This window comes from Nonomuraea sp. IBHARD001, assembly GCF_056106265.1.
The window spans coordinates 282474-308061 of record NZ_JBWBBW010000001.1 but is presented as its reverse complement, the minus strand read 5'-3'; the positions used below and the strand labels follow the sequence as shown (position 1 = coordinate 308061).

The 25588-nt window shown below is 70.0% G+C and carries 28 protein-coding genes; 17 read left to right on the top strand and 11 right to left on the bottom strand.

The features are described 5' to 3' along the window. Positions 1-300 precede the first annotated feature (300 nt). Complete coding sequence (locus tag ACTWNK_RS01255; protein ID WP_474301613.1) at positions 301-756, top strand: hypothetical protein; 456 nt, start codon at positions 301-303, stop codon at positions 754-756. A 256-nt stretch (positions 757-1012) separates the two neighbouring features. Continuing rightward, complete coding sequence (locus tag ACTWNK_RS01250; RefSeq protein ID WP_474301612.1) at positions 1013-1234, top strand: helix-turn-helix domain-containing protein; 222 nt, start codon at positions 1013-1015, stop codon at positions 1232-1234. Between the two features lie 141 nt (positions 1235-1375). On the opposite strand, the gene ACTWNK_RS01245 is transcribed toward ACTWNK_RS01250, so the two are convergent. From ACTWNK_RS01245 to ACTWNK_RS01235, 3 genes are read right to left on the bottom strand one after another with little or no spacing between them, the layout of a single operon-like run. Further along, complete coding sequence (locus ACTWNK_RS01245; protein WP_474301611.1) at positions 1376-4069, bottom strand: ATP-binding protein; 2694 nt, start codon at positions 4067-4069, stop codon at positions 1376-1378. Between the two features lie 58 nt (positions 4070-4127). Then, positions 4128-4601: a RidA family protein gene (locus ACTWNK_RS01240; protein ID WP_474301610.1), complete on the bottom strand. Its 474-nt coding sequence runs from the start codon at positions 4599-4601 to the stop codon at positions 4128-4130. A 3-nt stretch (positions 4602-4604) separates the two neighbouring features. Next, positions 4605-5312: an alpha/beta fold hydrolase gene (locus ACTWNK_RS01235; protein ID WP_474301609.1), complete on the bottom strand. Its 708-nt coding sequence runs from the start codon at positions 5310-5312 to the stop codon at positions 4605-4607. A gap of 163 nt (positions 5313-5475) precedes the next feature. Between ACTWNK_RS01235 and ACTWNK_RS01230 the strand changes: the two genes are divergently transcribed. Next, positions 5476-6282, top strand: coding sequence for an alpha/beta fold hydrolase (locus ACTWNK_RS01230; protein WP_474301608.1), 807 nt, complete (start codon positions 5476-5478; stop codon positions 6280-6282). 40 nt (positions 6283-6322) lie between these two features. Then, positions 6323-7117 carry an alpha/beta hydrolase gene (locus ACTWNK_RS01225; protein ID WP_474301607.1) on the top strand — a complete coding sequence of 265 codons (795 nt, stop codon included), beginning with the start codon at positions 6323-6325 and terminating at the stop codon, positions 7115-7117. Positions 7118-7126: 9 nt separating this feature from the next. On the opposite strand, the gene ACTWNK_RS01220 is transcribed toward ACTWNK_RS01225, so the two are convergent. Next, positions 7127-7732 (bottom strand): TetR/AcrR family transcriptional regulator, encoded by a 606-nt coding sequence (locus tag ACTWNK_RS01220; protein ID WP_474301606.1) that lies wholly within the window; start codon positions 7730-7732, stop codon positions 7127-7129. Between the two features lie 123 nt (positions 7733-7855). Here ACTWNK_RS01220 and ACTWNK_RS01215 point away from each other — a divergent pair, with 123 nt between their 5' ends. Together ACTWNK_RS01215 and ACTWNK_RS01210 are read left to right on the top strand one after the other, a co-directional pair. After that, complete coding sequence (locus ACTWNK_RS01215) at positions 7856-8599, top strand: 3-oxoacyl-ACP reductase family protein (RefSeq protein ID WP_474301605.1); 744 nt, start codon at positions 7856-7858, stop codon at positions 8597-8599. A 61-nt stretch (positions 8600-8660) separates the two neighbouring features. After that, positions 8661-9266, top strand: a complete 606-nt coding sequence (locus tag ACTWNK_RS01210) for an NADPH-dependent F420 reductase (protein ID WP_474301604.1) — start codon at positions 8661-8663, stop codon at positions 9264-9266. A 101-nt stretch (positions 9267-9367) separates the two neighbouring features. Here the strand turns inward: ACTWNK_RS01210 and ACTWNK_RS01205 are convergent, their stop codons facing one another. Continuing rightward, positions 9368-10132 carry a TetR/AcrR family transcriptional regulator gene (locus tag ACTWNK_RS01205; RefSeq protein WP_474301603.1) on the bottom strand — a complete coding sequence of 255 codons (765 nt, stop codon included), beginning with the start codon at positions 10130-10132 and terminating at the stop codon, positions 9368-9370. A 103-nt stretch (positions 10133-10235) separates the two neighbouring features. Here ACTWNK_RS01205 and ACTWNK_RS01200 point away from each other — a divergent pair, with 103 nt between their 5' ends. The 4 genes from ACTWNK_RS01200 (at position 10236) to ACTWNK_RS01185 (ending at position 12887) form a co-directional block, all read left to right on the top strand. Next, the gene (locus ACTWNK_RS01200; protein ID WP_474301602.1) at positions 10236-11174 is read left to right on the top strand and encodes an NADP-dependent oxidoreductase; all 939 of its coding nucleotides are present in this window, start codon (positions 10236-10238) and stop codon (positions 11172-11174) included. A gap of 72 nt (positions 11175-11246) precedes the next feature. Next, positions 11247-11618, top strand: coding sequence for a DoxX family protein (locus tag ACTWNK_RS01195; RefSeq protein ID WP_474301601.1), 372 nt, complete (start codon positions 11247-11249; stop codon positions 11616-11618). 102 nt (positions 11619-11720) lie between these two features. Further along, complete coding sequence (locus ACTWNK_RS01190) at positions 11721-12359, top strand: NAD(P)-dependent oxidoreductase (RefSeq protein WP_474301600.1); 639 nt, start codon at positions 11721-11723, stop codon at positions 12357-12359. A 183-nt stretch (positions 12360-12542) separates the two neighbouring features. Beyond that, positions 12543-12887, top strand: a complete 345-nt coding sequence (locus ACTWNK_RS01185) for a GP88 family protein (protein ID WP_474301599.1) — start codon at positions 12543-12545, stop codon at positions 12885-12887. A gap of 835 nt (positions 12888-13722) precedes the next feature. Here the strand turns inward: ACTWNK_RS01185 and ACTWNK_RS01180 are convergent. Both ACTWNK_RS01180 and ACTWNK_RS01175 read right to left on the bottom strand, forming a co-directional pair. Continuing rightward, the gene (locus tag ACTWNK_RS01180) at positions 13723-13986 is read right to left on the bottom strand and encodes a hypothetical protein (protein ID WP_474301598.1); all 264 of its coding nucleotides are present in this window, start codon (positions 13984-13986) and stop codon (positions 13723-13725) included. Between the two features lie 253 nt (positions 13987-14239). Then, positions 14240-14410 carry a hypothetical protein gene (locus tag ACTWNK_RS01175; protein WP_474301597.1) on the bottom strand — a complete coding sequence of 57 codons (171 nt, stop codon included), beginning with the start codon at positions 14408-14410 and terminating at the stop codon, positions 14240-14242. Between the two features lie 412 nt (positions 14411-14822). Here ACTWNK_RS01175 and ACTWNK_RS01170 point away from each other — a divergent pair, with 412 nt between their 5' ends. Next, complete coding sequence (locus ACTWNK_RS01170) at positions 14823-15179, top strand: tetratricopeptide repeat protein (protein WP_474301758.1); 357 nt, start codon at positions 14823-14825, stop codon at positions 15177-15179. Further along, positions 15116-15496 carry a tetratricopeptide repeat protein gene (locus ACTWNK_RS01165; RefSeq protein WP_474301757.1) on the top strand — a complete coding sequence of 127 codons (381 nt, stop codon included), beginning with the start codon at positions 15116-15118 and terminating at the stop codon, positions 15494-15496. The genes ACTWNK_RS01170 and ACTWNK_RS01165 overlap by 64 nt, the downstream gene beginning before the upstream one ends. A gap of 165 nt (positions 15497-15661) precedes the next feature. Here ACTWNK_RS01165 and ACTWNK_RS01160 read toward each other — a convergent pair whose 3' ends face one another. After that, complete coding sequence (locus ACTWNK_RS01160; protein ID WP_474301596.1) at positions 15662-19402, bottom strand: nSTAND1 domain-containing NTPase; 3741 nt, start codon at positions 19400-19402, stop codon at positions 15662-15664. A 698-nt stretch (positions 19403-20100) separates the two neighbouring features. On the opposite strand from ACTWNK_RS01160, the gene ACTWNK_RS01155 reads away from it, so the two are divergent. Both ACTWNK_RS01155 and ACTWNK_RS01150 read left to right on the top strand, forming a co-directional pair. Next, a complete protein-coding gene (locus tag ACTWNK_RS01155; RefSeq protein WP_474301595.1) occupies positions 20101-20466 on the top strand; it encodes a hypothetical protein in 366 nt (121 codons plus the stop codon). A gap of 179 nt (positions 20467-20645) precedes the next feature. Beyond that, positions 20646-21101 carry a hypothetical protein gene (locus ACTWNK_RS01150; RefSeq protein WP_474301594.1) on the top strand — a complete coding sequence of 152 codons (456 nt, stop codon included), beginning with the start codon at positions 20646-20648 and terminating at the stop codon, positions 21099-21101. 467 nt (positions 21102-21568) lie between these two features. Here ACTWNK_RS01150 and ACTWNK_RS01145 read toward each other — a convergent pair whose 3' ends face one another. Then, complete coding sequence (locus ACTWNK_RS01145; RefSeq protein ID WP_474301756.1) at positions 21569-22030, bottom strand: RICIN domain-containing protein; 462 nt, start codon at positions 22028-22030, stop codon at positions 21569-21571. A gap of 30 nt (positions 22031-22060) precedes the next feature. Between ACTWNK_RS01145 and ACTWNK_RS01140 the strand changes: the two genes are divergently transcribed. From ACTWNK_RS01140 to ACTWNK_RS01130, 3 genes are all read left to right on the top strand, one after another. Continuing rightward, positions 22061-22414, top strand: a complete 354-nt coding sequence (locus ACTWNK_RS01140) for a trypco2 family protein (RefSeq protein ID WP_474301755.1) — start codon at positions 22061-22063, stop codon at positions 22412-22414. Between the two features lie 6 nt (positions 22415-22420). After that, positions 22421-22579: a hypothetical protein gene (locus ACTWNK_RS01135; RefSeq protein ID WP_474301593.1), complete on the top strand. Its 159-nt coding sequence runs from the start codon at positions 22421-22423 to the stop codon at positions 22577-22579. A gap of 261 nt (positions 22580-22840) precedes the next feature. Further along, a complete protein-coding gene (locus ACTWNK_RS01130) occupies positions 22841-23701 on the top strand; it encodes a hypothetical protein (RefSeq protein ID WP_474301592.1) in 861 nt (286 codons plus the stop codon). 454 nt (positions 23702-24155) lie between these two features. Here ACTWNK_RS01130 and ACTWNK_RS01125 read toward each other — a convergent pair whose 3' ends face one another. Continuing rightward, on the bottom strand, positions 24156-24587 hold the full coding sequence (locus tag ACTWNK_RS01125; RefSeq protein ID WP_474301591.1) for a hypothetical protein: 432 nt from the start codon (positions 24585-24587) through the stop codon (positions 24156-24158). Continuing rightward, positions 24584-24838, bottom strand: a complete 255-nt coding sequence (locus ACTWNK_RS01120; protein ID WP_474301590.1) for a hypothetical protein — start codon at positions 24836-24838, stop codon at positions 24584-24586. Before ACTWNK_RS01120 ends, ACTWNK_RS01125 begins: the two co-directional genes overlap by 4 nt. Positions 24839-25588 lie beyond the last annotated feature (750 nt).

Here is a 25588-nt window from a genome sequence, read left to right as displayed (position 1 = left end):
AGCGGCGATCAGGAGCAGGCAAGATAGCGTGCCCGTCGTGCGCGGGGTCTTGGCCGGGTGGGGGTTCGCACGGCGCCGTCGTGGCGAGGACCTGATCGAGGTGCGCCCGCAGCGGGCGCGATGCGTCGCTGTCACCGCCCCAACCCGAGTGCCGGGCCCATGCCTTGGCCCGGCGGGCTTGAGGTCGGCGATGCGCCAGCCTGCACCTGACCGGGTGGCAGACGGGCGCCGACCAGCAGGTGCCCTTGGTGTTCGTCCCAGGGGTGCTCGCCTGGGGAACGGGTGGCAAAACGAGCGTTTTTGCTTGCTGTCATCGTGCACACCGACCTGGTCGACGACATCATCGCCGAATCCGGCCTGTACGAGCTCTACTACGACACCTACCTCTCCCCCCTGCAGAGCTTGCCCGCCGCCACCCCTCCCGCGACCGGCGCGGCCGCACCGCCGCCCCTGCCGGAGCCGCTGGGGCCGCTGGGGTCGCCGACCGGGGTGTCGGCCTGCGTCGTCGGCTACGGCACCGCCGGCGCATGCACACCCGCATCCTCGCCGGCATGGGCGGGGAGCTGTCCATCGTCGACCCCAAGTATCAGGACCTGCCCGCCGCCTACAGAAGCTTCCAAAGCCAGGTGCAGGCCCTGCCCGCAGGGGGCGCCCGCGATCGGCTTCTGGTCGATCTGCGCCCCCACCGTCGACCACCTGCCGGTGCTGCGGGCGATCCTGGCGGCTACCCCGGCCGCGCGGGTGCTCCTGGAATAGCCCGCCTGCCAGGGGTGCGAACGCCAGGAACTCGCCGACCTGCTCGCCGAGCACCGCAGCGCACGGGTCATCGTCACCGGCCAGTACGAGCACGCCCAGGCGCTGGCGGCGATCCCCGGCCTGCTCGACCGTTTCGCGCCCGCCACCCCGATCAGCCGCATCGCGGTGGGCTTCACCAAGAACCGCCTCGCCGACATCGCAGGGCGGCCGTTTCGTCGACCGCACCTAAGGCGTCCTGGGCTATGAATGGCTCCACATGCTCGCCGTGCTGGGCCGCATCCTGCCTGCGCCGGACTTCCAGGCCTACCTCGCCTCCTCCCCGGCCGGCTCCCGGCTGCGCGCCGTCTACGACCCCGCCCAGTTCGTCGCCGCCGAGCTGTTCATCAGCGCCAGCACCGTGGAATACCATCTGCGCAAGGTGTTCAGAAAGCTCGACATCACCTCGCGCAGGCAGCTGAAGAGCGTCATGAAAGCGTGAGTAACCGAAGAAACGTCTGGAAGACTTCCGCGGGCAGGCTGGTACGGCGGGCTGTCTCGATGGGACCGGAGGGGGTGCGCATTCGCTCTCGACGGCTCGGACGCCAAGGAGCAGCCTGGGCTACTCGGTTGCCGGGTTGGGTCAGGCCAGGTCAGCGAGAGCGTCGCGCAGGGCTGCGCGGCCGGTGATCCCGAGTTTGGGATAGATCCGGTACAGGTGGCTGCCGACGGTGCGGTGCGACAGGAACAACTGGTCGGCGATCTCCTTGTTCGACAGCCCTTTCGCCGCCAGTTGGGCGATCTGCAGTTCCTGTGCGGTCAGCTGGGACACCGCGGGGCGCGTGGTCGTGGCGACGGCGGGGATCGATACGCCGGCGGCGCGTAGCTCGGCGCGGGCGCGGGCGGCCCATGGGCGGGCGCCGGCGTGGTCGAAGGCGGCTGCGGCTGCGGCGAGCTCGTCGCGGGCCTGTGGGATGCGGCGCTGGCGGCGTAGCCACTCGCCGTACAGCAGCCGGGTGCGGGCCGTCTGCAGCGGGTAGCCCTCTTCGGCGAGGGCGAGCTGGAAGCGCTGTTCGGGCTGGTCGCCGAGCAGGGCTCGGCTGCGGTGCAGCAGCTGGCGCAGCAGGGGTGCGTCGATCAGTCGCGCGTGTTCTTCGGCTGCCTGCAGCCGGGCGGTGACCAGGTCGGCGCAGCCGGCCCGGCAGGCCGCTTCCACCAGGTCGGCGATGGCCGGTAGCCCGAAGTCGCGGTGGGCGGCCACGGCCTTGCCGAGCTCGACGTAGGCGTCCCAGTGCCGGCCCTGGCCCAGGGCGAGCAGGCCCGCCGTCCAGCTCTGCCACGCCTGCATGTCCTGGCGTTGCGGGGGGCCGAGGCGCTGGGCGAGGTCGAGTGCGTTGGTGGCGGCTTGGGTGTCGCCGTACCAGGCGTGGGCGTGCGCGATCACTGCGGCGGATTGGGCGAGCATGATGGGCAGGTCCAGGTCGTCGGCCAGGCGGTGGCCGCGCTCGGCTTCGGCGAGCCCGTCGGCCAGGCGTCCTCTGACGATCAGGGATCGGCCCAGGCAGGTCAGGCACGAGCTGAGGTCGGCGACGGCTCCGGCTCGGCGGTGTCCTTCCGCGGCGGCGCTCCAGTAGGTGCCGGACATGGCCCAGTCCTGCAGCGGTTCGGAAACCACGGCGAGGCCGACGTCGACGTTGGCGGGCAGGTCGGCCAGGTGCGTCAGGGCGGCCCGGAGCACGGGCTGGCAGAGCGGGGCGTAGCGGGCCGGGTCCAGCAGCGAGCGGGTCGCGGCCAGATGCAGCGATTCCGGCGGGAGCGCGATGTCTCGCAGCGCGTCTTCGATCTGCGCCGCCACGCGGGTGTCGCGCGCGCCGTCGGCGCTGAACCAGCTGGAGGCCAGATAGATGACATCGCCGGCGCGCTGCAGGTCAAGGGGGGCGGCCCGCCGGGCGATCGCGCTGAACTCCAGCGGATCGGGGTAGGCCGCGACGGCGGTGAGCGCCAGGGCGCTGCGGGTGACGGCCAAGCCGGCCAGGACGAGCGGGTCGTCGGTGCGCCTGGCCGTGGTGGTGATCAGGCGCTGCGCTGCGTCGGTGAGGCCGGCCAGTTGCGCGGCGAGGCAGGCTCGGCCGAGCCGATGTGCCTCCTGGGCCGGGTCGGGTGATAGTTCGGCGGCACGCTCCAGGGATCGGGCGGCGGCGCCCATGTTGCCGCGGGCGATGGCGTGCTCGGCGGCGGCGTCCAGGGCGGCGGCCACGGTCTCGTCGCGGCCTGGGGTGGCCGCAGCCCGGTGCCATGCGCGGCGTTCGCCGTCGAGCACGTCGGCCAGTGCCCGGTGCGCCGTGATGCGGCGTGCCGGCGTCGCTGTGCCGTAGATGGCTGAGCGCACGAGCGGGTGGCGGAAGACCAGTTCGGGGCCGGACACCTGGATGAGCCCTGCTTCTTGGGCGTGCGCGAGGGCGGCTGGGTCGATGCCGAGCCGGTCCCCGGCCTGCTGGAGTTCGGTCAGGGACGGTTCGGTGTTGGCCGCCGCGATCAGCAGCAGGTCGCGGGTTTGTGCCGGCAGCCGGGCGACCTGCGCGGCGAACAGCCGTTCCATCCGGGCGGTCAGGGGTAGCCGGTGGGGCGGGGGTGGCGCCTCCAGCAGGCCGCGCTCCTGTGCGCCTCGCGACAGTTCGACGAGCGCGAGCGGGTTGCCTTCTGCTTCGGCCAGGACCCGGTTGCGCAGCTGCGGCTCCAGGCCGGGGTGCTGTCGGCTGAGCAGGGCGGCCGCTTCGCTGTCGCTCAGCTCGGTCAGCGGCAGTTCGGGCAGGCCGCCCAGGGCGACCGGGTCGGCGCCGTCGTCACGCAGGGTGACAAGGATCGCGATCCGGTTGCCTGTCACCCGCCGGGCGACGAAGCTGATCAGGCTGATCGTGGGCTCGTCCATCCACTGCACGTCCTCGATGAGGACCAGCAGCGGGTGCTCGCGTGCGAGGTCGTCGAGCACGCCGAGGACCGCCAGGCAGACCAGGAGCCGGTCGGGCGCGTTGTCGGCGCCGACGCCGAACACGCTGCGGAGTGCGTCGCGCTGGCGGTGCGGCAGCACCTCGGCCCGCTCGATCACGGCGTGCATCAGCTGATGCAGCCCGGCCAGGCCGAGTACCGTTTCGCTCTGCACCCCGGCGCAGGTCAGTACCCGAAACCCGCGGCCGGTCGCCGTGGCGTGCGCGTGCTCGGCGAGGGTGGTCTTGCCGACCCCGGCCGCGCCTCGGATCACGAGGGCGGCGCCCTGCTCATGCTGCGCCGCGTCCAGCAGTTCGTGAACGCGGATCCGCTCACGTTCGCGACCGATCATGTCGGGCACTGTATGCCGGATGGGCTGGTGCGGCCAAGGCATGGCCGCCTGGCGGTGGTTATGCGGGGCCGAGCGCTACGACGAGCTCGATCTCGACCGGGGCGTCGAGCGGTAGCCGCGTCGTCGCGATCGCGGACCTGGCGTGCCGGCCGGCGTCTCCGAAGATGTCGTGCAGCAACTCTGAGGCGGCGTCCAGGACGGTGTCCTGCTCGTGGAAGGCGGGCGCGGAGGCCACGAAGCCGGTGACTTTCACGATCCGGTTGATGCGATCCAGCGGTGCCACGGTCGTCACGGCGGCCAGCGCGTTCAGCACGCACAAACGGGCCGCCGCGGCCGCCTGAGCGGTGCTGACCCGCGCGCCGACCAGGCCGGTGACGGTGGGGATGCCGGCCACGACCGGCAGCTGCCCGGCGGTGAAGACCAGCCCGCCGGTTTCGGCCGCGGGCAGATACCGGGCCGAAGGGGCCGGGGCGGGCGGCAGGTCCAGGCCGAGCGTGAGCAGACGCTCGCTCCAGCGGCGTGCCGGGCGCACGGCTCACCCGGCCGCGGCGATCGCGGTAGCGATCACGTCGGCGACCTCCCCGGGCCGGGACACGGTCAGCGCGTGCGAGGCGCCGGTCAGCTCCACGGTTGCCTTGGCTCCGGCACGCTCGGCCATCACCCGGTGCATCGCGATCGGGATGTTGCGATCGGCGTCGGAGAACGCGAACCACGACGGCAGCTCCTGCCATGCCGGCGCTCCGCAGACGTCGTGCAGCGCCACGTCGCGCAGCGGCCGCTGGGTCGCGGCCAGCACCGCCGCCTCGGCCGCGGGCACGTCGGCGGCGAACTGCTCGTGGAAGCGCTCTTGCCGGATGTAGAGGTCGAGCGTCCCGTCGCCGAGCGGTACCGGCGCGAGCGCGCCGGCGAGCGTGCTGCCATCAAAGCGGCCGGTCAGCTCGAAGATGCTCTCCCCTTCCCGCGGCGCGAAGGCGGCCACGAAAACCAGCCCGCGCACGTGGTCGTGGCCGGCTGCGGCGTTGGTGATGACCGCACCGCCATAGGAATGGCCGACCAAAACGATCGGGCCGGGGATCGAGGCGATCACGCTGGACAGGTAGGCGGCGTCACCCGGCAGGCCGCGCAGCGGGTTGGCGGCCGCGACGACGGTGTTCCCGGCCGCCTGCAGGCGGCTGATCACGCCGCTCCAGCTAGCGGAGTCGGCGAACGCGCCGTGCACCAGCACGACGGTGACCTGCGACATGGTGAACTCCTCGGAGTTGGGGGCTTGGAGCCCGAACCGTATCGACCGGGACCATGCCGGATCATCAGTCACCTGACCCAAACCGGCGGGCCCGGTTGGGCGTGCGCCGATTGGGTCATGTGACTGATGCACCCCGGGGTGCGGCGGCCGCAGCATGAACGCCATGACGCACCACCACTCGCTGAAGAGGCTGGCCGGCCTGCTCGCCACGGCCGTCATCATCGCCGCCTCGACCACCTTCGCCGCCGCACCCGCCGCTGCCGGCCGGACCAAGCCCACCGTCGTGCTGGTGCACGGCGCGTGGGCCGACAGTTCGAGTTGGAGCGGCGTGATCAGCCGCCTGCAGGACTCCGGCTACCCGGTGATCGCCCCGGCCAACCCGCTGCGCGGCCTGGCCGCCGACGCCGCCTACCTGTCCAGCGTGATCGCCACCGTGCCCGGCCCGATCGTTTTGGTCGGCCATTCCTACGGCGGCGCGGTCATCACCAACGCCGCCGCCGACCCCGACGTCAAGGCCCTGGTGTACGTCGCCGCGTTCGCCCCCGAGGAGGGTGAGAGCGCCTTCGCGCTCACCACCGGCCACAAGGGCAGCCACATCGCCCCCGAGGCGCTGCTCACCCGCCCCTACCCCGGCGCGCCCTCCGGCGACGTCGACGTCTACATCAAGGCGGCGAACTTCCGCGACATCTTCGCCGCCGACCAGCCCCGCGGCAGCGCCACCGTCCTGGCCGCCGCCCAGCGGCCCATCACCTTCTCCGCGCTGAACGAGCCGTCCGGCCCGCCCGCCTGGAAGAGCGTCCCTTCCTGGTATGCGGTCGCCGGAGCCGACCACGCCATCCCGCCGGCCGCCCAGCGCTTCATGGCCGCCCGCGCCGGCGCCCACACCGTCCAGCTCGCCGGAGCCTCCCACGCGGCCCCGCTCTCCCGCCCCGGCGCCGTCGCCGACCTCATCCGCCGCGCCGCCCGCTGACCCGCCACCACCCACCCCTCCACTGACAGGGAGAAGCATCATGGCCACCATCGTCTTGATCCACGGTCTCTGGATGACTCCGCGCAGCTGGGAGCACTGGATCGACCGCTACGGCGCGGCCGGTCACCACGTCCTGGCTCCCTCCTGGCCGGGCATGGAAGGCGAGGTCGAACAGCTGAACGCCGACCCCTCGCCCATCGCCGCGCTCACCATCACCAGGGTCTTGGACCACTACGAGCAGATCATCAAGGACTTGCCCGAGCCGCCGATCATCATGGGCCACTCCTTCGGCGGCACCTTCACCCAGGTCCTGCTGGACCGCGGCTACGGCTCAGCCGGCGTGGCCATCGACTCCGCCCAGGTCAAGGGCGTCATGAAACTGCCGCTGGCCACCCTGCGCTCGACCTTCCCGGTGCTCGGCAACCCGGCCAACCGCAACCGCGCCGTGCCGCTGACCCCCGACCAGTTCCACTACGCCTTCACCAACACGCTGTCGGAGGAGGAGTCGCTGCAGGTCTATCGCCGCTACCACGTCCCCGCCGCCGGGCACATCCTGTTCGAGGGCGCACTGGCCAACTTCACCCCGCACGCCGCCACCAAAGTGCACTTCGACAACAGCGACCGGGCGCCGCTGCTGTTCATCTCCGGCGGCCAGGACCACGTCATCCCCGCTTCCATCAACACCGAGAACGTCCGCCGCTACAGCAAGTCCGGCGCGATCACCGAGCACGACATCTACCCTGACCGCTCCCACTACACTCTCGGCCAGGACGGCTGGCAGGACGTCGCCGACCGGGCGCTGTCATGGGCTCTGGCCCATCCCCGCACCGGTTGAGCGGCCCGCTCAGCGCCGCTCGCTTCGGCTAGCCGGCCACAAGGCCAGCGCCTGATCGGCCAGGCGGTGCAGGTCGGCGCGAGAAGCGCCACCGGCGGCCTGCACCGAGACGCCCTGACCGACCGCGGTGAGCAAACGTGCCAGCGCCCGCGGATCGGCCTGTTCGGGCAGGTCGCCTTCCGCGTGGGCGCGCTCAAGACGTTCGCACAACGCCGCCACCCCGCTCTCCCGGCGTGCGGCGAGCTCACGGCATACCGGGCCGGCGTCGCCGCCGCAGGCCAGAGCGCCTTGAACGAGCAGGCAGCCCCGAGGGGCGTCCGGCATGGTGTAGGCGTCGGCGGCCCCGTGCAGCAGGCGCTCGGCGACGCCGCGCGCGGTCGGCTCGGCCAGCGCCTGGGCGGCGAACGCGCCGGGCCCCCGAAGGTAGCGGTCGACGGCCTGCCGGAACAGGTTCTCCTTGTTGCCGAACGCCGCGTACAGGCTGCGCCGGTTGATGCCCATGGCCTCGGTGAGGTCGCTGAGCGAGGTTCCTTCATACCCGCCCTGCCAAAACAGCCGCATGGCCGTCTCCAGCGCCTGGCCGGGGTCGAAGGAACGGGGCCGCCCCCGCGTCACGGCCGTCCTCCCTCCCCACCGGCACCGGTGGACGGAATACCACTAGGCGGCGACGTGTTGCCGCCACCACAAAATAGTAACCGATCGGTTCGATATTCCGTTCCGGAGAGGGGACAAGCAGCCATGGCACAGCAGCTCACCGGTAAGTCGGCCTTGGTGACCGGGGGGTCGCGCGGCATCGGCGCGGCCATCGTGGAGCGCCTGGCCCGCGAGGGAGCCCGTGTCGCCTTCACCTACACCAGCGCCAAGGAGCAGGCCGACGCGCTCGCCGCGACCATCGCCGCCGCCGGCGGCCGGGCCCTGGCGATCCAGGCCGACAGCGCCGATCCGCACGCCGTGCATGCCGCGGTACGGCAGACGATCGCCACGTTCGGCGGCCTGGACATCCTGGTCAACAACGCGGGCGTGGCGCACGTCGCACCGCTGGAGGACTTCCCGCTGGAGGAGTTCGACCGGATGATCGCGGTCAACGTGCGCGGTGTGTTCACCGCCATCCAGGCCGCCGCCCCGCATCTCGGGCCAGGCGGGCGGATCATCACCATCGGCAGCATCAACGCCGACCGGGTGCCCGTGCCGGGCACCGGGGTGTACTCGCTGACCAAAGCGGCGGTCGCCGGGCTGAGCCGGGGCCTGGCCCGCGAGCTCGGGCCGCGCGGCATCACCGTCAACACCCTCCAGCCCGGCCCCACTGCCACTGACATGAACCCCGACGCCGGCCCGTTCGCCGAATCGATGAAGGCGATGCTGCCCGTCGGCCACTACGCCCAGCCCGCCGACATCGCCAGCGCCGTCGCGTACCTGGCCAGTCCCGAAGCCCGCTTCGTCACCGGCGCCAGCTGGGACGTCGACGGCGGCTTCGCCGTCTGACCCCCGGCGGCCACCACCCCTGATCCAGCCGCTCGTCAACCAACCACAAGGAGAGCCCGTCATGCCCGTCGCAATCATCGGCGCCGGAGGAATCGGCCAGGCCCTGGCCGCCCGCCTCGTCGCGGCCGGCCAGCACGTCCTCATCAGCAACAGCCGCGGCCCCGACTCGCTGCAGGGCCTGGCCCGCAAGCTCGGCCCCTACCTGAAACCCGCCACGGTGCGCGAGAGCGCCGCCCAGGACATCGTCATCCTGGCCGTGCCATGGCGCAACCTGGGCGCCGCCGTCGCATCGGCGGACGTGGCCAACTGGGGCGGCCGCATCGTCATCGACACCACCAACCCGCTGGGACCGCCCGACTTCAAGGTCGCCGACCTCGGCGGGCGCACCTCCAGCGAGGTCGTCGCCGACCTCGTCCCCGGCGCCCGCCTGGTCAAGGCCTTCAACACCCTCACACCAGCCGTCCTGGGCGCCGCCCCCCGCACACCCACCGGGCGCCGCGTCATCTTCCTGTCAGGCGACGACGCCAGCGCCAACGACCGCATCACCCTCCTCATCGAGAGCGCCGGCTGGGCCGCCGTCGATCTCGGCCCGCTGGCCGCCGGCGGCCGGCTGCAACAATTCCCCGGAGGTCCGCTGCCGACCCTGAAGCTCCTGCTGCAACCCTGATCGCCCCGCGGACACGCGGGGCCAGTCGACAGCGACTCTGGAGTGTTCCGTTGAGGGATCCCCATACGGAACAGCAGGTCATGTCCTGATGCTCGTAAGGATCACCGGTCGTGGGGTCGGCCTTCGCCTCGCTCAGCGTCTTTGCCTGCCTCGGGGCGGGTGAGCCGGATCATGGCTCGGTACAGCGCGGTGGGCGTGGGGGCGGGCTCCAACGCCGGGAGGTCGGCGCCGGGTGCGGCGTAGGCGCGCAGCATCTGGCCGACCAGGCGATGCCAGGCCTTCGGGGCGGCGTCGGCGGTGGCGGCCACGACACCGGCGTTGGCCATCAGCAGGATGACCAGGTCCTGATCGGTGAAGTCCTCGCGCAGATGGCCGGTGGCTTTGGCGCGGGCGATGAGGTCGAGCAAGCCTTGGTAGGCCTCGGCGCGGCGGGCCTCCAGCGCCTTGGCGGTGGGGAAGGACATGGTCAGCACGGCGGCGAAGCCGCGATCGGCGGCCTGCATGGCGCACACGGCCTGGATGTAGCCGGTGAAGCCGTGCCAGGGGTCGGGGTCGCCCAGCGCTTCGGCGACGGCCTCGGCGTAGGCGTCCATACGGTCGGCGAACACCGCGGCGATGAGGTCTTCACGGGTGGGAAAGCGGCGCGACAGCGTCGCCTTGCCGACACCGGCCTCGCGGGCGACGGTGGCCATGGAGACGTCGAGCCCGTGGCTGGCGTACAGGTGGCGGGCGGCGGCCAGGATGCGTTCGCGGTTGCGTTCGGCATCGGCGCGCAGCCCCTGCTCAACCTGCTGCTCAGCCCCCTGTTGGGCCTGCTGTCCGGCCTGCTCTGGCGGGGTTGTGTCGGGGTCGGCGGAGGATCTCATGCCCTCCACTCTACCTAAGTGGAACAACCTACCCACTTCTCTTGTTACGCTGACGGACAACAAAACGGGGAGACCGTTCCACTTTCTTCGGAAGGCAGCTCCTATGCGCGCAGTGACCCTGGACTCCGTCCCCGCCACCCCCTCCGTCGCCGACGTCGACACCCCCCGCCCCGAAGCCGGCCAGGTGCTGGTGAAGGTGAGCGCCTCCTCGATCAACGGGTTCGACACCGCCACCGCGGCGGGCTACCTGCAGCAGATGATGGAACACCGCTTCCCCCTGATCGTCGGCAAGGACTTCGCCGGCATTGTCGAAGCACTCGGCGAAGGCGTCGACGGCTTCGAGGTCGGCCAGCCGGTCTTCGGCGTGGTGATGAAGCCCTTCCTCGGCACCGGGTCGCTGGCCCAGTACGTCACCGTGGCCGCCGGCTACGGCATCGCCCCGATCCCCGACGGCTTGACCCTCCAGCAGGCCGGCGCCCTGGGCCTGGCCGGAACAGCGGCGCTGACCAGCCTGGACGCGATCGCCCCGGCCACGGGCCACACCGTGCTCATCTCCGGCGCCACCGGCGGAGTCGGCGCGCTGGCCGTCCAGCTCGCCGCCGCCCGCGGCGCCCGCGTGCTCGCCACCGCACGCCCCGGCGCCGAAGCCGACTTCGTCACCGCCCTGACCGACACCCCGGTGCACCTGATCGACTACAGCGCCGATGTCGAGGCACAGGTCCGCGCCCTGGCCCCGGAAGGTGTGGACGCCGTGCTGCACCTGGCCGGTGACGGCCTCGCCCTGGCCGCTCTGCTGCGGCCGGGCGGTCAGATCGCCTCCACCATCGGGTTGACCCCCGACGCCGTCCAGGACGCGGACGTCACCGTGCACCCGATCATGGCCGACCCCACCGCGCAGACCCTGACCGTCCTGGCCGAACAGGCCGCCACCGGGGCCCTTCGTGTGCCGGTCACCACCACCTTCTCGCTGGAGCAGGCTCCGGAGGCGTTCGCGGCCTTCGGCACGGGAGCCCTCGGCAAACTCGCCGTCACCTGCTCCTGAGCCCCGACCCCAACGGCTGAACCAGCCCCGCCCACCCCCCATCCTCGCCAGAAAGATCAAGGAAACCCTTCGATGAACATCGCCCTGTGGATCGTGCAGGCCGTCCTCGCGCTCATGTTCGGCATGGCCGGCGTGATGAAGTCCACCCAGCCCAAGGACAAGCTGCAGCCCAAGCTGCCCTGGGTGGAAGACTTCTCCCCGGCCACGATCCGCCTCATCGGCCTCGCCGAACTCGCCGCCGCGCTCGGGCTGATCCTGCCCGCCCTCACCGGCATCGCCCCGATCCTGACCCCGCTGGCCGCCACCGGCCTGGTCGTGGTGATGATCCTGGCCGCGCTCACCCACGCCCGCCGCAGGGAACCCTCCGCGATCGTCTTCAACCTGGTGCTGCTGGCCCTGGCCGCTTTCGTGGCCTGGGGCCGCTTCGGCCCCTACAGCCTCTGACCCCGACCCCGCCGCGACACCGCCGCGACACTGCCCCGCTTGCCAGGTCCGAAGCCCTCGCAGCCGGACCCGGAACCGTCTCCACAGCAAGGAACCTCTCTGATGCGCGTCACCGTCTTCGGCGCCACCGGCGGCATCGGCCGGCTGCTCATCCAGCAACTCCTGGACGCAGGCCACCAGGTCACCACCCTGGTCCGCACCCCGGCCAAACTCACCCTCACCCACCCGGGCCTCACCGTGATCACGGGGCAACTGTCCGACCAGGCCGCCGTCCAGCAGGCGATCGCAGGCGCGGACGCCGTCATCAGCGCGCTCGGCCCCTCGCTGAAGCGCTCAGCCACAGGCACCCCGCTGAGCGAGGGGACCCGCATCATCGTGCGGGTCATGCAGGCACAGCAGGTGACCCGCTTCATCGGCCTGGCCACGCCATCCCTGGCCGACCCGCGCGACAAGCCACACTGGAAACACACCCTCCTGCCGGTCATGGCCCGCATCGCCTTTCCCCACGCGCTGACCGAACTCACGGGCATGACCGAGGCCGTCACCTCCTCCGACATCGACTACACCATCGCCCGCATCACCAACCCGACCGACAAGCCCGCCACCGGCCGCATCCGCTCCGGCTTCCTCGGCCACGACCGGATCGGCTCGGCGATGAGCCGCGCCGACATCGCCGCCTTCCTCAAGGCCCAGCTCACCGACACCCGCTACCGGCGCGCCATGCCCGCCATCAGCAACTGAACCCCTTTCGGCAACGCCGCCTCCAGCGGCGCAGGTACTTCGCGGTCGTCGGAGCCGTAGAAGTTCGGGGCCCAGTTCGAGGCCGCGCTCGCCCTGGCTCGCCAGATCAAGGCCCACGCCCCGCACTGCTGGGTCATTCCAGGCGCTTCAACATCCGTCTCTACCATCAGCTACACCAAGGAGGTGGCCCGCTACGAGCGGCTCATCGAGCCGGACCCGCCCCCGAACACGCGGTGGATCTGCTCCATGGGCGGCACGCAGGACGAACGGCTCGATGTCGGCCGCCACCGCATCGCGGACGTTTTCGCGACCGAGCAGGACATCGAGCGGGCAGGCTTCCACTCCCAGCGGGAATCGGACCTGCTCGCTGCTTTTGGGCCGGCACCGGTCGGCATGGCCAGCAACCGGATCCGCCACTTCCAGCTGCGCCAGGGAAACCGGACCTTCGGCGAATGGCAGCTCGAGGTCGACGTGCTCCGAGGCAAGAGTAGGTCGCGGCCGCTGTTGAGTCGGCGGCCGGACGCGTGATCGCTTCGGTGACATTCGGGTTCGCCCGTGAGGCCGCTCCCGAATCTTCCCAGGACGATTGGCGGGGTTCTGCCCAGCCCATCCAGCCCCGGCCTGGGCCCGCCTGACGCACGGATCTCGCACCGCCCTTGCTGCGCCCGCCTGCCTCGCCGCAGCAAGGGCGCGGATCGTGCTTGACCCGCCGGGCTCGCCCGTTCGAGCCCCTGCCCCTATTCATGCCCCATCGCACGGCCAAGGGAAGCACGCCTTGACGCCCGGTCGCCACTCCCCCGCTGGCAGTGGTCGTTGGCCAGGTCGGCGGCGCGGGTGGCGAAGTCGAGAAGGCGCTCGCCGCCGAACCCAGCAGCACTCACCTCGGACGATCAAGGAGCCCGCACCGGATCCGGGTGCGGAAGACGGCGCAGCCCAGCGTCGCAGAGCTGCTCGCCGCCGCCACCGCGGGCCGGCCCTTTGGTGCCGCACCGTTTCGACCATCTGGCCTCACGCACGATCAGCGGCCACGGCCGCTGATCGTTCACCTGCTACTGCCATACCCACCACGGCGATGACCTGGACTGAACCTGGGAGCAATTATGGCGCGCTACGAGGTGGACGACGCCGCCACCGGCCTGCGGATCATTACACCCCACGACGACCTAAACGAGCACCGCCTCGACCTCGAAGCCGGCCCGCGACGGCATCGGGGCACTGTTTCTCCGGCACCTTGAACAGCTGCTGAAGTACGCCTCCGGCTGTACCCCAGGCGTGAGTCCCAGCCTGAGCCCGGTCCTTTCTGATCCTGTACCCACTTCACGTCCCAGATCAGTTGATCGAGGCACCGACGGAGGCCGGCCCGTCACTCGCCACGCAACCTCATCGCATGCCGGAAACGGATGCGCCGTCTCACCACGACGATCAGCCCTATCTGAATGGCGAGCATGACCAGCGCGATCAGTCCTGAAGCAGCAGATACCTGCTCCTCGGAAAGCCCCCAAGCGCATTCTGTTATGTTGCCGCTCTCGTACACGACGCAGTCGCGTCCCAGGGATGCGCCGGCGACGAACCAGTTGAGGATCAGAAGGAGTACCGCGCTCAAGGCAAGGACAGGCGTGATGTACACCGAATTCCGACTCCGTATTCGCCGCAACAGGTCTGAGAGGCCTGCCTGTATCCGAATCAAAGGTCACGCCGAACACGTAAGCACAGGCGACCGACCGCGTGCCAGATTTGTGCCAGAACTAAGAAGCACCCCTTGAGTCGTTTCCGCCTCTTCGGCTGTCAATGGCCATTCTAGTTCGGCTCTGATCCACTTCTCGGGATCGCCCAGCCCCGGGCAGACCGGTCTGCCCGGGGCTGTCGTGTGGGAGCGGGGGTCAGTGGTGGGTGATCCACCAGATCGTGAGGCTGACCAGGGTGGTGCCGGTGGTGTAGGCCAGGCCGCGGACGGCTGCGAACAGGGCGGTGCGGGCGAGCCTGCGGATCATGTGGCGCCGGCCCGCACGCGAGATGCGACCAATGCCGGTGCGGGGGGTTGTGGTGGTCATGGGTGTCTCCCTTCGCGGCCGGGCCGGGTGCCCGCTGCCGGTGCACCTCACGGTGGTTGGGGGGTGTTCGTGTTCGATGGCCCGGGTCTGGCACACCCCCCCTCGACCACCTCCGCGACACCGCCCCGCTGGCCAGGAAACCTGTTGCGCATCCTGGCCTGGTACGCCGCCAACACCATCCCCCGCACTCTGCTCGCCCTCTCGGTGAGGAGGTCTCAGAGGGAGCGCCAGGGCTGCAGGCGGCACTGGCCCGGTTGGCTGCCCACAACATGATCGCCCTCGGCCTGGACACGATCAGCGTGCACCGGCTCGTGCAGGCCGTCGCCCGCACCCCCGACCCCGCTGACCCCCACCGCCAGCCCGACCACATCACCACCGCCCGCAACACAGCGCCCCGGCTCCTTGAACACGCCTGCCCTGCCAGCACGAACCTGCCCGCTCACTGGCGCATTCTGCTCCCCACATCAGCGCCCTGGCTGAACACACCACCCCTGAAACCGACACCCCCACCACCAGACGGCTCCTGGACCGGACCGCCGCCTTTCTGCAAGGTCAAGGCACCCACAGACAGGCGATCACCTACCTCGAACGCGCTCTGGCCGTTGCCGAACGCTTTCACGGCCCCGGCCACCCTGACACTCTGGCCTCCCGGCACAACCTTGCCAGCGCCTACGGGTCAGGAGGTGATCTGGGGCGGGCCATCCCCTGCACGAGGCCACCCTCGCTGACCGGAAGCGAGTGCTCGGCCAAGACCACCCCGACACCCTGACCTCCCGCAACAACCTCGACCACGCCTACCAGGTAGCGGGCGACCTCGTGCAGGCCATTCCCATGTTCAAAGCCGCCCTCATCGACTGCCAGCGTGTACTGGGCGCAGACCACCCTCACAGTCTGATCTCCCGCAACAACCTCGCTTACGCTTATGAGACGGCGGGCAGCCTGGGGCGCGCCAGCCCACTGTACGAGGCCACCCTCGCTGACAGCGAGCGGATACTCGGACCCGAACACCCGACGACAAGAGTGGTGCGCAGAAACCTGGAGCGGGCGAGGAGAGACGACACCACCGCAGGGGGCCAGGAGAAGTGACCCCTGTCCGTTGTGGTGTTTCGTAGGTGACCGCTCGTGTCACACGACGACGCTGTACGCCTGACCTGGGCGGCGGGTGTTTCGTGGGTTGGTGCGGGCAGGGGGCCGGGTGGAGGCACGCCTATGAGGTGGCCGGGATGGTGGGGTGCGCGGGCCTGATCGTGTTCAGTGGCACAGGGTCTGGTTCGGCCAGGTGGGGACGTATCTGTGCCATTCCTCGTCGGTGAGGTCGGTTGCGGTTGCGGCGCAGACGTAGGCGACGGCGTGCTCGACCTTGGTGCTCCAGCGCAGGACGTTGCCGGTGACGCCGCCGGTGAGCAGTCCGCCGGGGACGTAGGCCACGCCGGCCAGCCCGGTGCTGGCGGTGAAGGTGATCGTGGCTGAGCGGCTTCGGGTGTCCCACAGGTGGACTGTCTTGTCCAGGCCGGTGGTGGCCAGTTCGTGTCCGTCGGGGCTGAAGGCCACTTTGAGGACTTCGGCAGTGTGGCCGGTCAGGACGGCTGTGGGTGTGCGGCTTTTGACGTCCCAGAGGCGGACGGTTTTGTCGTCGCCGACGCTTGCGAGGGTGGTGCCGTCCGGGCTGAACGCGACGTCGCGTACCACGCTGGTGTGGCCGGTGAGCGGCGGGCCGAGCGGGTTTCGGGTCGCCACGTCCCACAGTCGTACGGTTGTGTCGTTGGCGGCGGTGGCGAGGGTGCGCCCGTCGGGGCTGAAGGCGATACCGGTGACCGAGTTGGTGTGGGCCGACAGTGGGGCGCCGACCTGTTGGCGTGTCGCGGTGTCCCACAGCCGCACTGTGGTGTCCATGCCGGCGGTGGCGATGAGGGCTCCGTCGGGGCTGATCGCGATTCCGCGGATCCAGCCGGTGTGTCCGGTGAGGGGGGCGCCGAGTTGTTTGTGGTTCTTGGTGTCCCACAGGCGAAGTGTTCCGTCCCAGCTGCCGGTGACCAGGAGTGTGCCTCGCGGGTCGAAGGCCATGGCGCGGACCTCGGCGGTGTGGCCGGTGAGGGGGGCGCCGAATGGCTGGTTGCCTGTGATCTTCCACAGGCGTGCGGTCCGGTCGTCGGAGGCGGTGCCGATGACGCCGTCGGGGCCGGGCGCGATGGCGTACACCGCGTCGGTGTGCCCGGGCAGGAAGGTTGTCCGCAGTTGCCAGATCAGCAGGGAGCCGTCGGAGTCGCCACCGGCGAGCGCGGATCCGTCGGGGGTGAAGGAGATGTTGAGCACGCTGCTCGTGGAGCCGGTGAGGGGGGTGCCGAGCGGCTTTCGGGTGGCGACGTCCCACAGCCGGACCGTTTTGTCCCAGCCACTGCTGGCGAGGGTTCGTCCGTCCGGGCTGAAGGTCACGCCGTAGGTGACGTTGGTGTGCCCGCTCAGCGGGTCGCCCACCGGCGCCCGGGTGGCGACGTCCCACAGCCGGACCGTCTTGTCACCGCTGGTCGAGGCCAGGAGCCGTCCGTCCGGGCTGAAGGCCACACCGTTGGTGACGCTAGTGTGGCCGGTCAGGCGGCCGATCGGTTTGCGGGTGGCCAGGTCCCACAGCCGGACCGTCTTGTCGTTGCCGGAGCTGGCGGCGGTGGAGCCGTCGGGGCTGATCGCGACCGCTGTGATCGGGCCGTCGTGCCCGGTCAGCGGTGTTCCCACGGTTAGCCATGTCGCGGTGTTCCAGACCCGCAGGGTGCCGTCGGCGCTGCCGCTCACGACCTGGCGCCCGTCCGGGCTGAAGGCGACACCGGTGACGCCTGCGGTGTGGCCGGTGAGAGGCCGACCGGCCCCTCGGTGTCCGGCAATGTCCCACAACCACAGCCTCTGGTCGGTGGAGGCGGTCACGAGCGTGGAGCCGTCCGGGCTGAACGCGGCGCCGTTCACGGTGCCGGTGTGGCCGGTGAGCGGTGGGCCCAGCGGCCTGTGGGTCGCACTGTCCCACATGCGGACGGCGCCCTTGTCGGCTGTGGTCACCATGACCCGGCCGTCCGGGCTGAACGCCACATCGCGGACCTGGCCGCTGCGGCCGGCGATCCTGATGGGCAGCGCCACCGCCTGGGCGCTGATCAGGCTGTTGCGGGTGGCCGGGAGCTGTGGTGCTATCCGCCAGGAGGCCAGGCTGAGCTGGGCCGCGCGCAGCGGGTCGACCTCGCGCAGCGCCGTCGCCTCGGCGACGAGCTGGCGTGCGACCGCCTCGCGGTGCGCCTGGCGGGCGTCGTTGCGCTGCATCACGGTGATCACCGTCGCGGCGGCCAGCAGCGCCACCACGAGCGTCGTGACGGCCCGGATACGCAGGGCTCTTCGCCTGCGCGCCCGGATCCGCTTGTCCCGCGACCGGGTCGCCTGGTCGAGAAACGCGCGTTCGTCGGCGTTGAGCGCCCCGGCGTGGTCGGGCAGTTCGGCCCACGCCATCGCCTGATCGAGCTGGGCGGCGCGATACAGCAGGTCGGGGTCGCGCTCTGCCGACAGCCAGATCTGCGTCGCGTCGGTGAGCCGGCGGTGCAGCACGAGCCCGTCCCTGTCGTCGCTGAGCCAGGAGCGCAGCCGGGGCCAGCCGCCGATGAGCGCCTCGTGCGCGATCTCGACCGTGTCATGGCCGAGTGTCAGCAGCCGGGCCTCGGCCAGCCTGGCGACCACCTTCTCGATCCGGTCGTCGTCGCCCAGCTCGGATCGGGGGATCCGGCGCCGGGTGTCCTCGGTGCCCTCGCCCAGAGTGATCAGCCGCAGCAGCACGTCCTTGGCCACCCGCCGCCGGTCCTCGTCAAGGTCGTCGTAGATCTGATCGGCGGACTGGGCCAGCGCGCCGTCGAGGCCGCCGGCGGCCTGATAGTCGGCCAGCGCCAGGCTCGTGCCGCGCCGCCGCCGCCAGGTCTCCCACAGCGCGTGCGAGACAAACGGCAGCGCGCCGGGACGGTCTCGCGCCTGGCCCACCACCGCCGTGACCAGCGCCCGCTCCACACTCAGCCCGGCTTGCAGGGCCGGTTTGGTGACGGCGTCGCGTAACTCCTCCTCGCTCATCGGCCCGACCAGCACCTGCGCGTCCTGCAACGCCTGTGCCAGCTGCGCATGGCGGGCGCACTGGGCGTAGAAGTCGGCCCGCACCCCCACCACGATTCGGCTGCGGCTTTCGGGGGCGTGTGCCGCCTGCAGCAACGCCGTGATGAAAAAGTCCCGCTCACGGGCGTCGTCGCAGAGCGTGAACACCTCCTCGAACTGGTCGACGACGACAAGCACCTCCTGGCACCCAGGCCGGCTCACCACGAGTCGGCCGAGCGCGATCCCGAGGTTGCGCGGCTGTGCGGCGAACTCGGCCGCCATCACGTCCGCAGACTGGCCCAACTCCTGGCCGATTCGGGTGGCGCACTCCCGTAGCGGGTGCGCCCCCGGCGTCATCAGCAGCGACGACCGGCCTTGATCGCCCACCGGCGCGGTCGCGGGCAGCAGCCCCGCCCGCAGCAGCGACGACTTGCCCGACCCGGAGGCTCCGACGACCGCCACGAACCGCTGCCCTGCCATCCGGGCTGTCAGCGTGGCCAGCAGCCGCTCACGCCCGAAGAACACATCGGCGTCCTGCGGCCCGTACACGGCGAGCCCGAGGTAGGGCCCCCGCACCCGCGCCCCTGCCCGCGGGCTCCCGGCCGCCTCAGCCTTGGCCCGCAGGCCTTCCATCGCCGCGTGCCACTTCGCCTCCCACACAGAGGCCTCTCCGCCGCACGCCCGCACATACGCCAACGTCACCTGCAACGTCGGCAGCCGCTTCCCGCTGGCCGCGTCCGACAACGTGGTGAACGAGAAATGCGAGCGCCTCTCCAGCTCCCGGTAGCCGGGATCACCCGCGCTGCGACGTAGTTCCCTCAGCTCAACGGCGAACTGCTCCACGATCCCGCCCGCAGGATCGATCGGACGCTCCGGACGCGGCATGCCCGACCTCCAGGCCAGTTCCAGTCTCAATGCCCGTACCCGTGCCAGTGCTCGTGCCAGTGGCCGATTATTCGCTTGTGACCGCCCCCGTGTCACCCCTATCGAACCCCGGCAACCGCGCGCACGGCTCATGCGCCGACCGGCCGAGCCGGGTCCGCCAGCCCGGGGCCGGCACTGCGCAAGGGCGGGACATGGCGAGGGGCGCGAAAGTCGCGGAGCCGCCGAACAACACACCCTGCAAGTCCGTGATCGCCCAAACAAAAATGACAGCGTCTCACCTTTGGCGCTCGACGTTGTTTGTCCGGGCCTCCAGCCGCTACCGGACAACTTTCCCTGGCGCTAAACAGGTGCTGTCCAAGCGCATCGCGACGAAAGGAGGTCAGGTGAATCCCGCCGTTCTCGTTGAGATCGACGTTGTGGAGGAAATCGCAGGCTCTTGAAAAAGGGGGCATCCTGCACCGGCCGTATTCCATCTTCGCCAAGCCTGGCCGCGCGCCAGCGACTCTGCTGGTTGGAATTTCCCGAGAATACATGAGAGGAGCTATGTCTTGACCGCAAAGATATGGAGATGGGGTGCCGGCGTCATATTGACGCTAGGGCTTCTTGTCACGAGCACTGGAATAAGCTACGCGACTCCGGCCGCCGCCCCAGCAGGCAGCCCCAGTCCCCAGTCCGATCCTGGGCAGGGTATCGCGCTCGTGATCGGTGGCGATGTCATTCGGCACGACGGCATCCAGAACCTCGTCATCGCCAGAGACATTCGCAGTCACGACGCCGGATACGGCGGGAACTGCGACATCTGGAACTGGAACGGCGGAAGCTCGACCAGCTGGGTAACCGTCGATCGCAACTGCTGGACGGCCAGCATGAACGGCAGGACCTACAGCTGGACCGTCTGGAACGACACCGATGCCTTCACCATGCAGTACGAGGACTACTGGCTGAACATGCACGGCAAGTGGCACCGAATTGGTGCAAACGTCTACACGAAGATTCGCGACAATGAGAACGCCCACTGCTACCGCGAATCAGACGGCGTGAACTGCTACGTCAAATATGGGTGATCGAGTGGATAAGCTCCGGCTCCCGACCAGATCGGTAGCCGGAGCTTATCTCAACCGCAGAAAGAAGGCTCCTGACCCGATGCTGCCGAGCAGATGGCTGGCAGCTACCGAATCAGTCCGATGCCAGATCCCGATCTCGTGATTTCGTCCTATTATTCGATATCGAAAGGGTGGCACTGATGAAAACATTTCAGCTCTGTCTCGCCGCGCTGATGCTCGCGACCTTCACCGCGCTCCCCGTAGAGGCTTCGCCCCGGACCCGATCTCTGGACGTGTGCACCACCCCCTACTGCGGCGGCGTGGTCACCAACGGGACGAACAACCTCGCCGTCCGCATCGCCAACCAATGGTGCTGGGCGAACGAGATCAGGTTCTACGAAGACGAGCTGCCGTGCACCACTCACGGACGCCCCTATCAATACCGGGCAGATTTCGAGCTCCCGCCGCGCCACCGCTCCGTCGACTACTCCAGCTACTACGACGTCGACGCGGTCCGCGCCTACCGAAATTGCGTAACAAGCTTTACGTATGGCGCCACCGCTGTCCGCTACGACCGCCGCGGCCGGAGCAGCGTGTGGATCAAGATCTCCAATGGAGATCGTGTCAACGTCACGTCCATCACGTGCTTCGGGTGACCTGTCGGCGTTAGGTCGCCGGGCCTGCCTTGCTTTCGGCGTCTATGCCGGTTGAGTTCTTGAGTGACAGGGGAGGCGGCCGCGTACGGCTGTTCCCGGTGCTCCGTCGCAGGCGGAGCCGGAGCGGTTCTTCTTCCTGGATGACGCAGACCGGATGTTGATCGCCGAGCGGCGCCGAACTCAGGAACCATCCCCGGCTTCGCCCTGCAGTGATGACGGCCCGGCTCGCCCGGCGCTTCCTGACCGATCCGCTGGATGTGCCCGATGAGGTGCCGGCGTATCTCGGCCGGCAGTTCAAGATCGAGGATGCCTCACAGATCAGGCAATACACCGAACGGCGCAACACGCCGTTCGAACACCGGGGCCATGCTGTGGTGCTCAAGCCGGCCTGGACGGTGCCCGGCAGGATCCGGGAACACCGGCCAGGCCGGCTCGCGGCGATACATGTCAGGCTGAAGCGTCAGGGATCAGTACCAGAGCTGGTTCTCGGAGTTGCTGCAGTCCCAGATCTGGATCTCGTTGCCGTTGACGCCTCTGCCGCCCGCGTTGTCCAGGCACTTGTTGGCTTTGACGTTCCTGAAGCGGTAGGCCGTGAACTGCGTGGTGCCGATGCGGACGAGTCTCCGCTCCTGCTTCCACTCCTGGTTGCTGGCCGAATAGCAGGCCCACTGATGCACCTGCGTACCGTTGCCCGTGTTCGGGCCGACGATGTCCAGGCATCTCCCACTGTGCACCGCGCGGAGCTTCCACATCGATCCCGGGTTGCCGGGTGCGGGGTTTACGGGGAGAAGCTCGAACATCTGATTGTCTCCGCCGTGGTGCTGCCACAGCTGGGCGGTCGCGCCGTCGGCCTGCGACACCCCACTGATGTCGAGGACCTTGCGCTGGTTGCTTGCCCTTCTGACCGCTACGTTCGCCCAGGGGCCCAGGGGTGCGCGGTGGCTGTTTCGGTCCGGGGTGTGGCAGGAGGAGTGGCCGGGAGTGGCGAGATCGGGCTGGCGGAGACGTTGCGTCAGGTGCGCTACGACCTCACCCGGGCGCAGCGGGAGGGTGACGGGCAGCGGCTGCGGTTCACCATCACCGGGGCCGAACTGGAACTCGCGGCGGTGATCGCCAGGAAGGCGGCCCCGGGAGCGAAGGTGAAGATCGAGGTGGTCGGTATCGGCGGCGCCGAACTCGGCGGTGAGGCGAAGCTGGCCAGGGAGAACACGCACCGCATCACGCTGAGGCTGGCCATCGTGGACACTGCGGCGCCTGGCGGCGAGGCGGTCATCACTGACGCCGACAGCGACGAGTGGGAGCCGGAGGACTAGCCCGTCATGGCGTCATTGCCCGCGGTGGAGTTCGGCAGGCTGGCCGACGTGCGCGCGGGCGGTGAGAAGATCGCGAGCAAGGGCAGCGGGTATCTGATCGGCCCGACGCTGGTCCTGACCGCACGCCATGTGATCGTCGACCCGCCACCGGGCGGGAGTGGCTGAAGATCAGGGTCCGGGTCGGGGACCCGGCGCAACTGCCGGGGCAGGGGGCGCGCGGCTGAGCGGGTGTCGTGCGCGTGGATCTCCGCTGATCCCCGGGTTGACGCGGCGCTGCTGCGCCTTGGCGGGCGTAGGGAAGTGGCGCCGACGCGCTGGGGGTGATTTCCGGGTCTGCACCCGGGATCGCCTGTACCGCGATCGGGTTCCCACGCTTTGCCGCGGGTCCCGGCGAGCGCGGGACCCGGCGCACGGATCAGTTGCGCGGTGAACTGCATCCGGGAGATCTGCGCGGCCGACGGCCGGTACGTGGTGCGGCTCGGTGCGCACGCCGCCCCTGACCAGGCGGGTGATGGGGTGCGCTGGTGGTCGGGCATGTCGGGTGGTGCGCTGTTGTGCGCCGGGCTGGTGACCGGGGTGATCGCCTTCGACGACGCCCTGTTTCGCGGCGGCCGGTTGCGGGCGATCCCGGCTGAGCATCTGCTGGCCTGTGCAGAGTTCGCTGCCCTGGTCGCCGCAGATACCGGGATTGGGCCGGTGCTGGAGGGGATGGAGTTTCACGAGTTGTTCCGGGACCCTGCCGAGCAACCGGCGACCCGCACGCTGGGCGACCTGCTGCGGGTCGAGGTCACGGCCGTCCCGTTCCACGGCCGGGCCATCGTGACCGCGGAACTGGCCACCTGGCGGACCCGGCCCACCACGAAACAGTCGCTGGAGCGGCAATTGGACGCACTCGCCGCCGCAGGCATCCCCGCGGCGCAGATCTACCTCGACAAGAAGACCGGCGCCACCGCTGACCTCGACGGCCTCAACCGGCTCCTCGCCTACGCCGCCCCGGCGACACCATCGTCGTTCACACCCTCGACCGCATCGGCCGCAACCTGCGCGAGGTCCTCAACTCGTCCACGAGTTGTCCGGACGCGGCGTAGGCGTGCGCTCCCTGGCCGACCCGCTCCCCATCAACACCGCCGACGAGGGCATGGCACGCTGACCGCCTGGCTGGTCGAGCACGCCCCCGAGCGCCTGCGCGCCCACGGCGCATCCGAGCATCTCCTGCATCGGGTACGCCTGCTCGGCTTCACCGGGCGGGCTCGCCGGGAAGACCCCTTCTGGGGCGACCACACCTGAGCCGCCTTCCTGATGCTCACGCTTGTGGAAGACCTCGCCATGCACGACCCGGCCGACAGGAGGAAATCCCTGAAGTCGCGGCCGGGGGTTATGGGCAGGCCTTCCTGCGCGCGATTCACATCCAGCCCGCAGAGTTCTGCACGCAGCTGTGTATGCCCGGCGCGCGCGGACACAGCGGGGTGAGCCCGAACACTGGGCATAGATGTCTGAGACGGAGACCGGGAACTACCGTGGTGGCGGCCTGCTGACTGTAGCCAGGCGCCTTGAGGCCGCCACCGCAGCAGGCCAGCCCGATCACGGTCAGTGATCGGCTGGTCGTCCACGAGCGCCCGCATGCCGCTGTACGGGGCCCTCCTTCAGCAATGACGGCGCATACTCGATCCGTATCAAAGTCGAGCGGGACCACCTCGTGGATATCGCTGGCTCCACTCCGCCAAGCCAGCTACTGACATGGTCAGGTGCCCGGCAGTTTGGCGATGACCGTGCCGGGGTCCAGGGCGAGCACCCGGGCGGGATCGGCCGACAAGACGGGCCAGCCGCGCTCCCGGCCGACGGTCACCACGTGCGCCGCGCTGACGTCGGCCGCGACGTCGCGGCCCTCGGCGATCTCCCCGGCGGCGTAGGCGCCCGCGGTGTTCAGCGGTTCGACGACGACAAGAACGCCGCCCACGAAATGGCGCATCCGGTCGACGCGTGCAGGCCCGCCGCGGCGGATGTCCTGCCACGCCTCCGACAGCGCCGCAGCGGGCACCGCCAGCGTGAGACCGCGTGCGGCGGCGCGCTGCACGACCGCCTCCGCATACACGTTCAGGCCCGCGCCGAGCTCGGTGAGGGCGCTGGCGTCAAGGACGAAACCGCCCATGGTGTCGGGGGGAAAGACGGTCACGAGGCCTTGCGCTCCTCGGCGCCGTCGTAGAAGGAGTCGATGAGCTGATCGGCCCACAACTCGGCCTCGGCCGGCGGCCTCCCGAGAAGGGCCTGGCGCTCGGCGAGCCATTGGTCGCGGCCGAGCTGCGCCGCGACCACCGCGGTGACATACCCGGACACCGATTCGATCTCGCCGCTCTCGCGGCGGGTCCGTAGCGCGTCGACGATGGTCGCGGGGAGCGTCACCGTCACCTTCTCCGTGTCAGCCATACTGAAAGGCTACTCCCGCCATACCACCGGGTCCATCCGATGCGGCCCCTCTCCGGCCCACACTTGGCGCGCAACCCCTCGATGAGGTACGCGAATGCCGCTGGGCGAAACGCGCAAGATCGCACGGTGCTGAAAGCCCCGGGTCGTGTTGAAGAAGCATACTGAGGGCCTTGATCCCCGGCAGATCGGGGCTGGTCTTAGTCGTCCGCGCGCAGTCGCAGCCGAAAGTGGGCCGCCTTCGGCTTGTCTCCCGTTGTGTCGCGCCCGGCGGTAGCAGGATTGCGAGAGCATCGACCGCAGCAAAGCCTGGACAACGACCGGCACCTGCAGGAAGCTCGCCGCTTCGACGACGCCATCACCACCCGCTGGCACGCGGAAGTCAATTCGAGTCCTTCGACGACACAGCCTGAGCCTCGTCCGAGGCAACTTCGCCGGAATTCACGCTCTGCGGGAAGAGCCGGAACCTTGATCGCCAAGGGTGTCGGAAATCGATGGCGGTCTCAAGGGATCGTCGACTCGTGGAAGAAGCAGCGACGGCGCTCGGGGCGTGTCCGGGAAACGTGATGGGACGTGCAGGGGTGCGGGAAGACGTGACCGGCCGACTGTCGTTCACGTGCCGACGCGCCGGGTCGGGCGGCCCAGCGGGTGGCGACGGCAGGGCCCGGCTGCTGCGAGGGGCCGGGCGTGATCTTTGGTAACCGATCGGGGACATCGTGGGTAGATGGCGGATGCTACGCGAGCATGAGCACA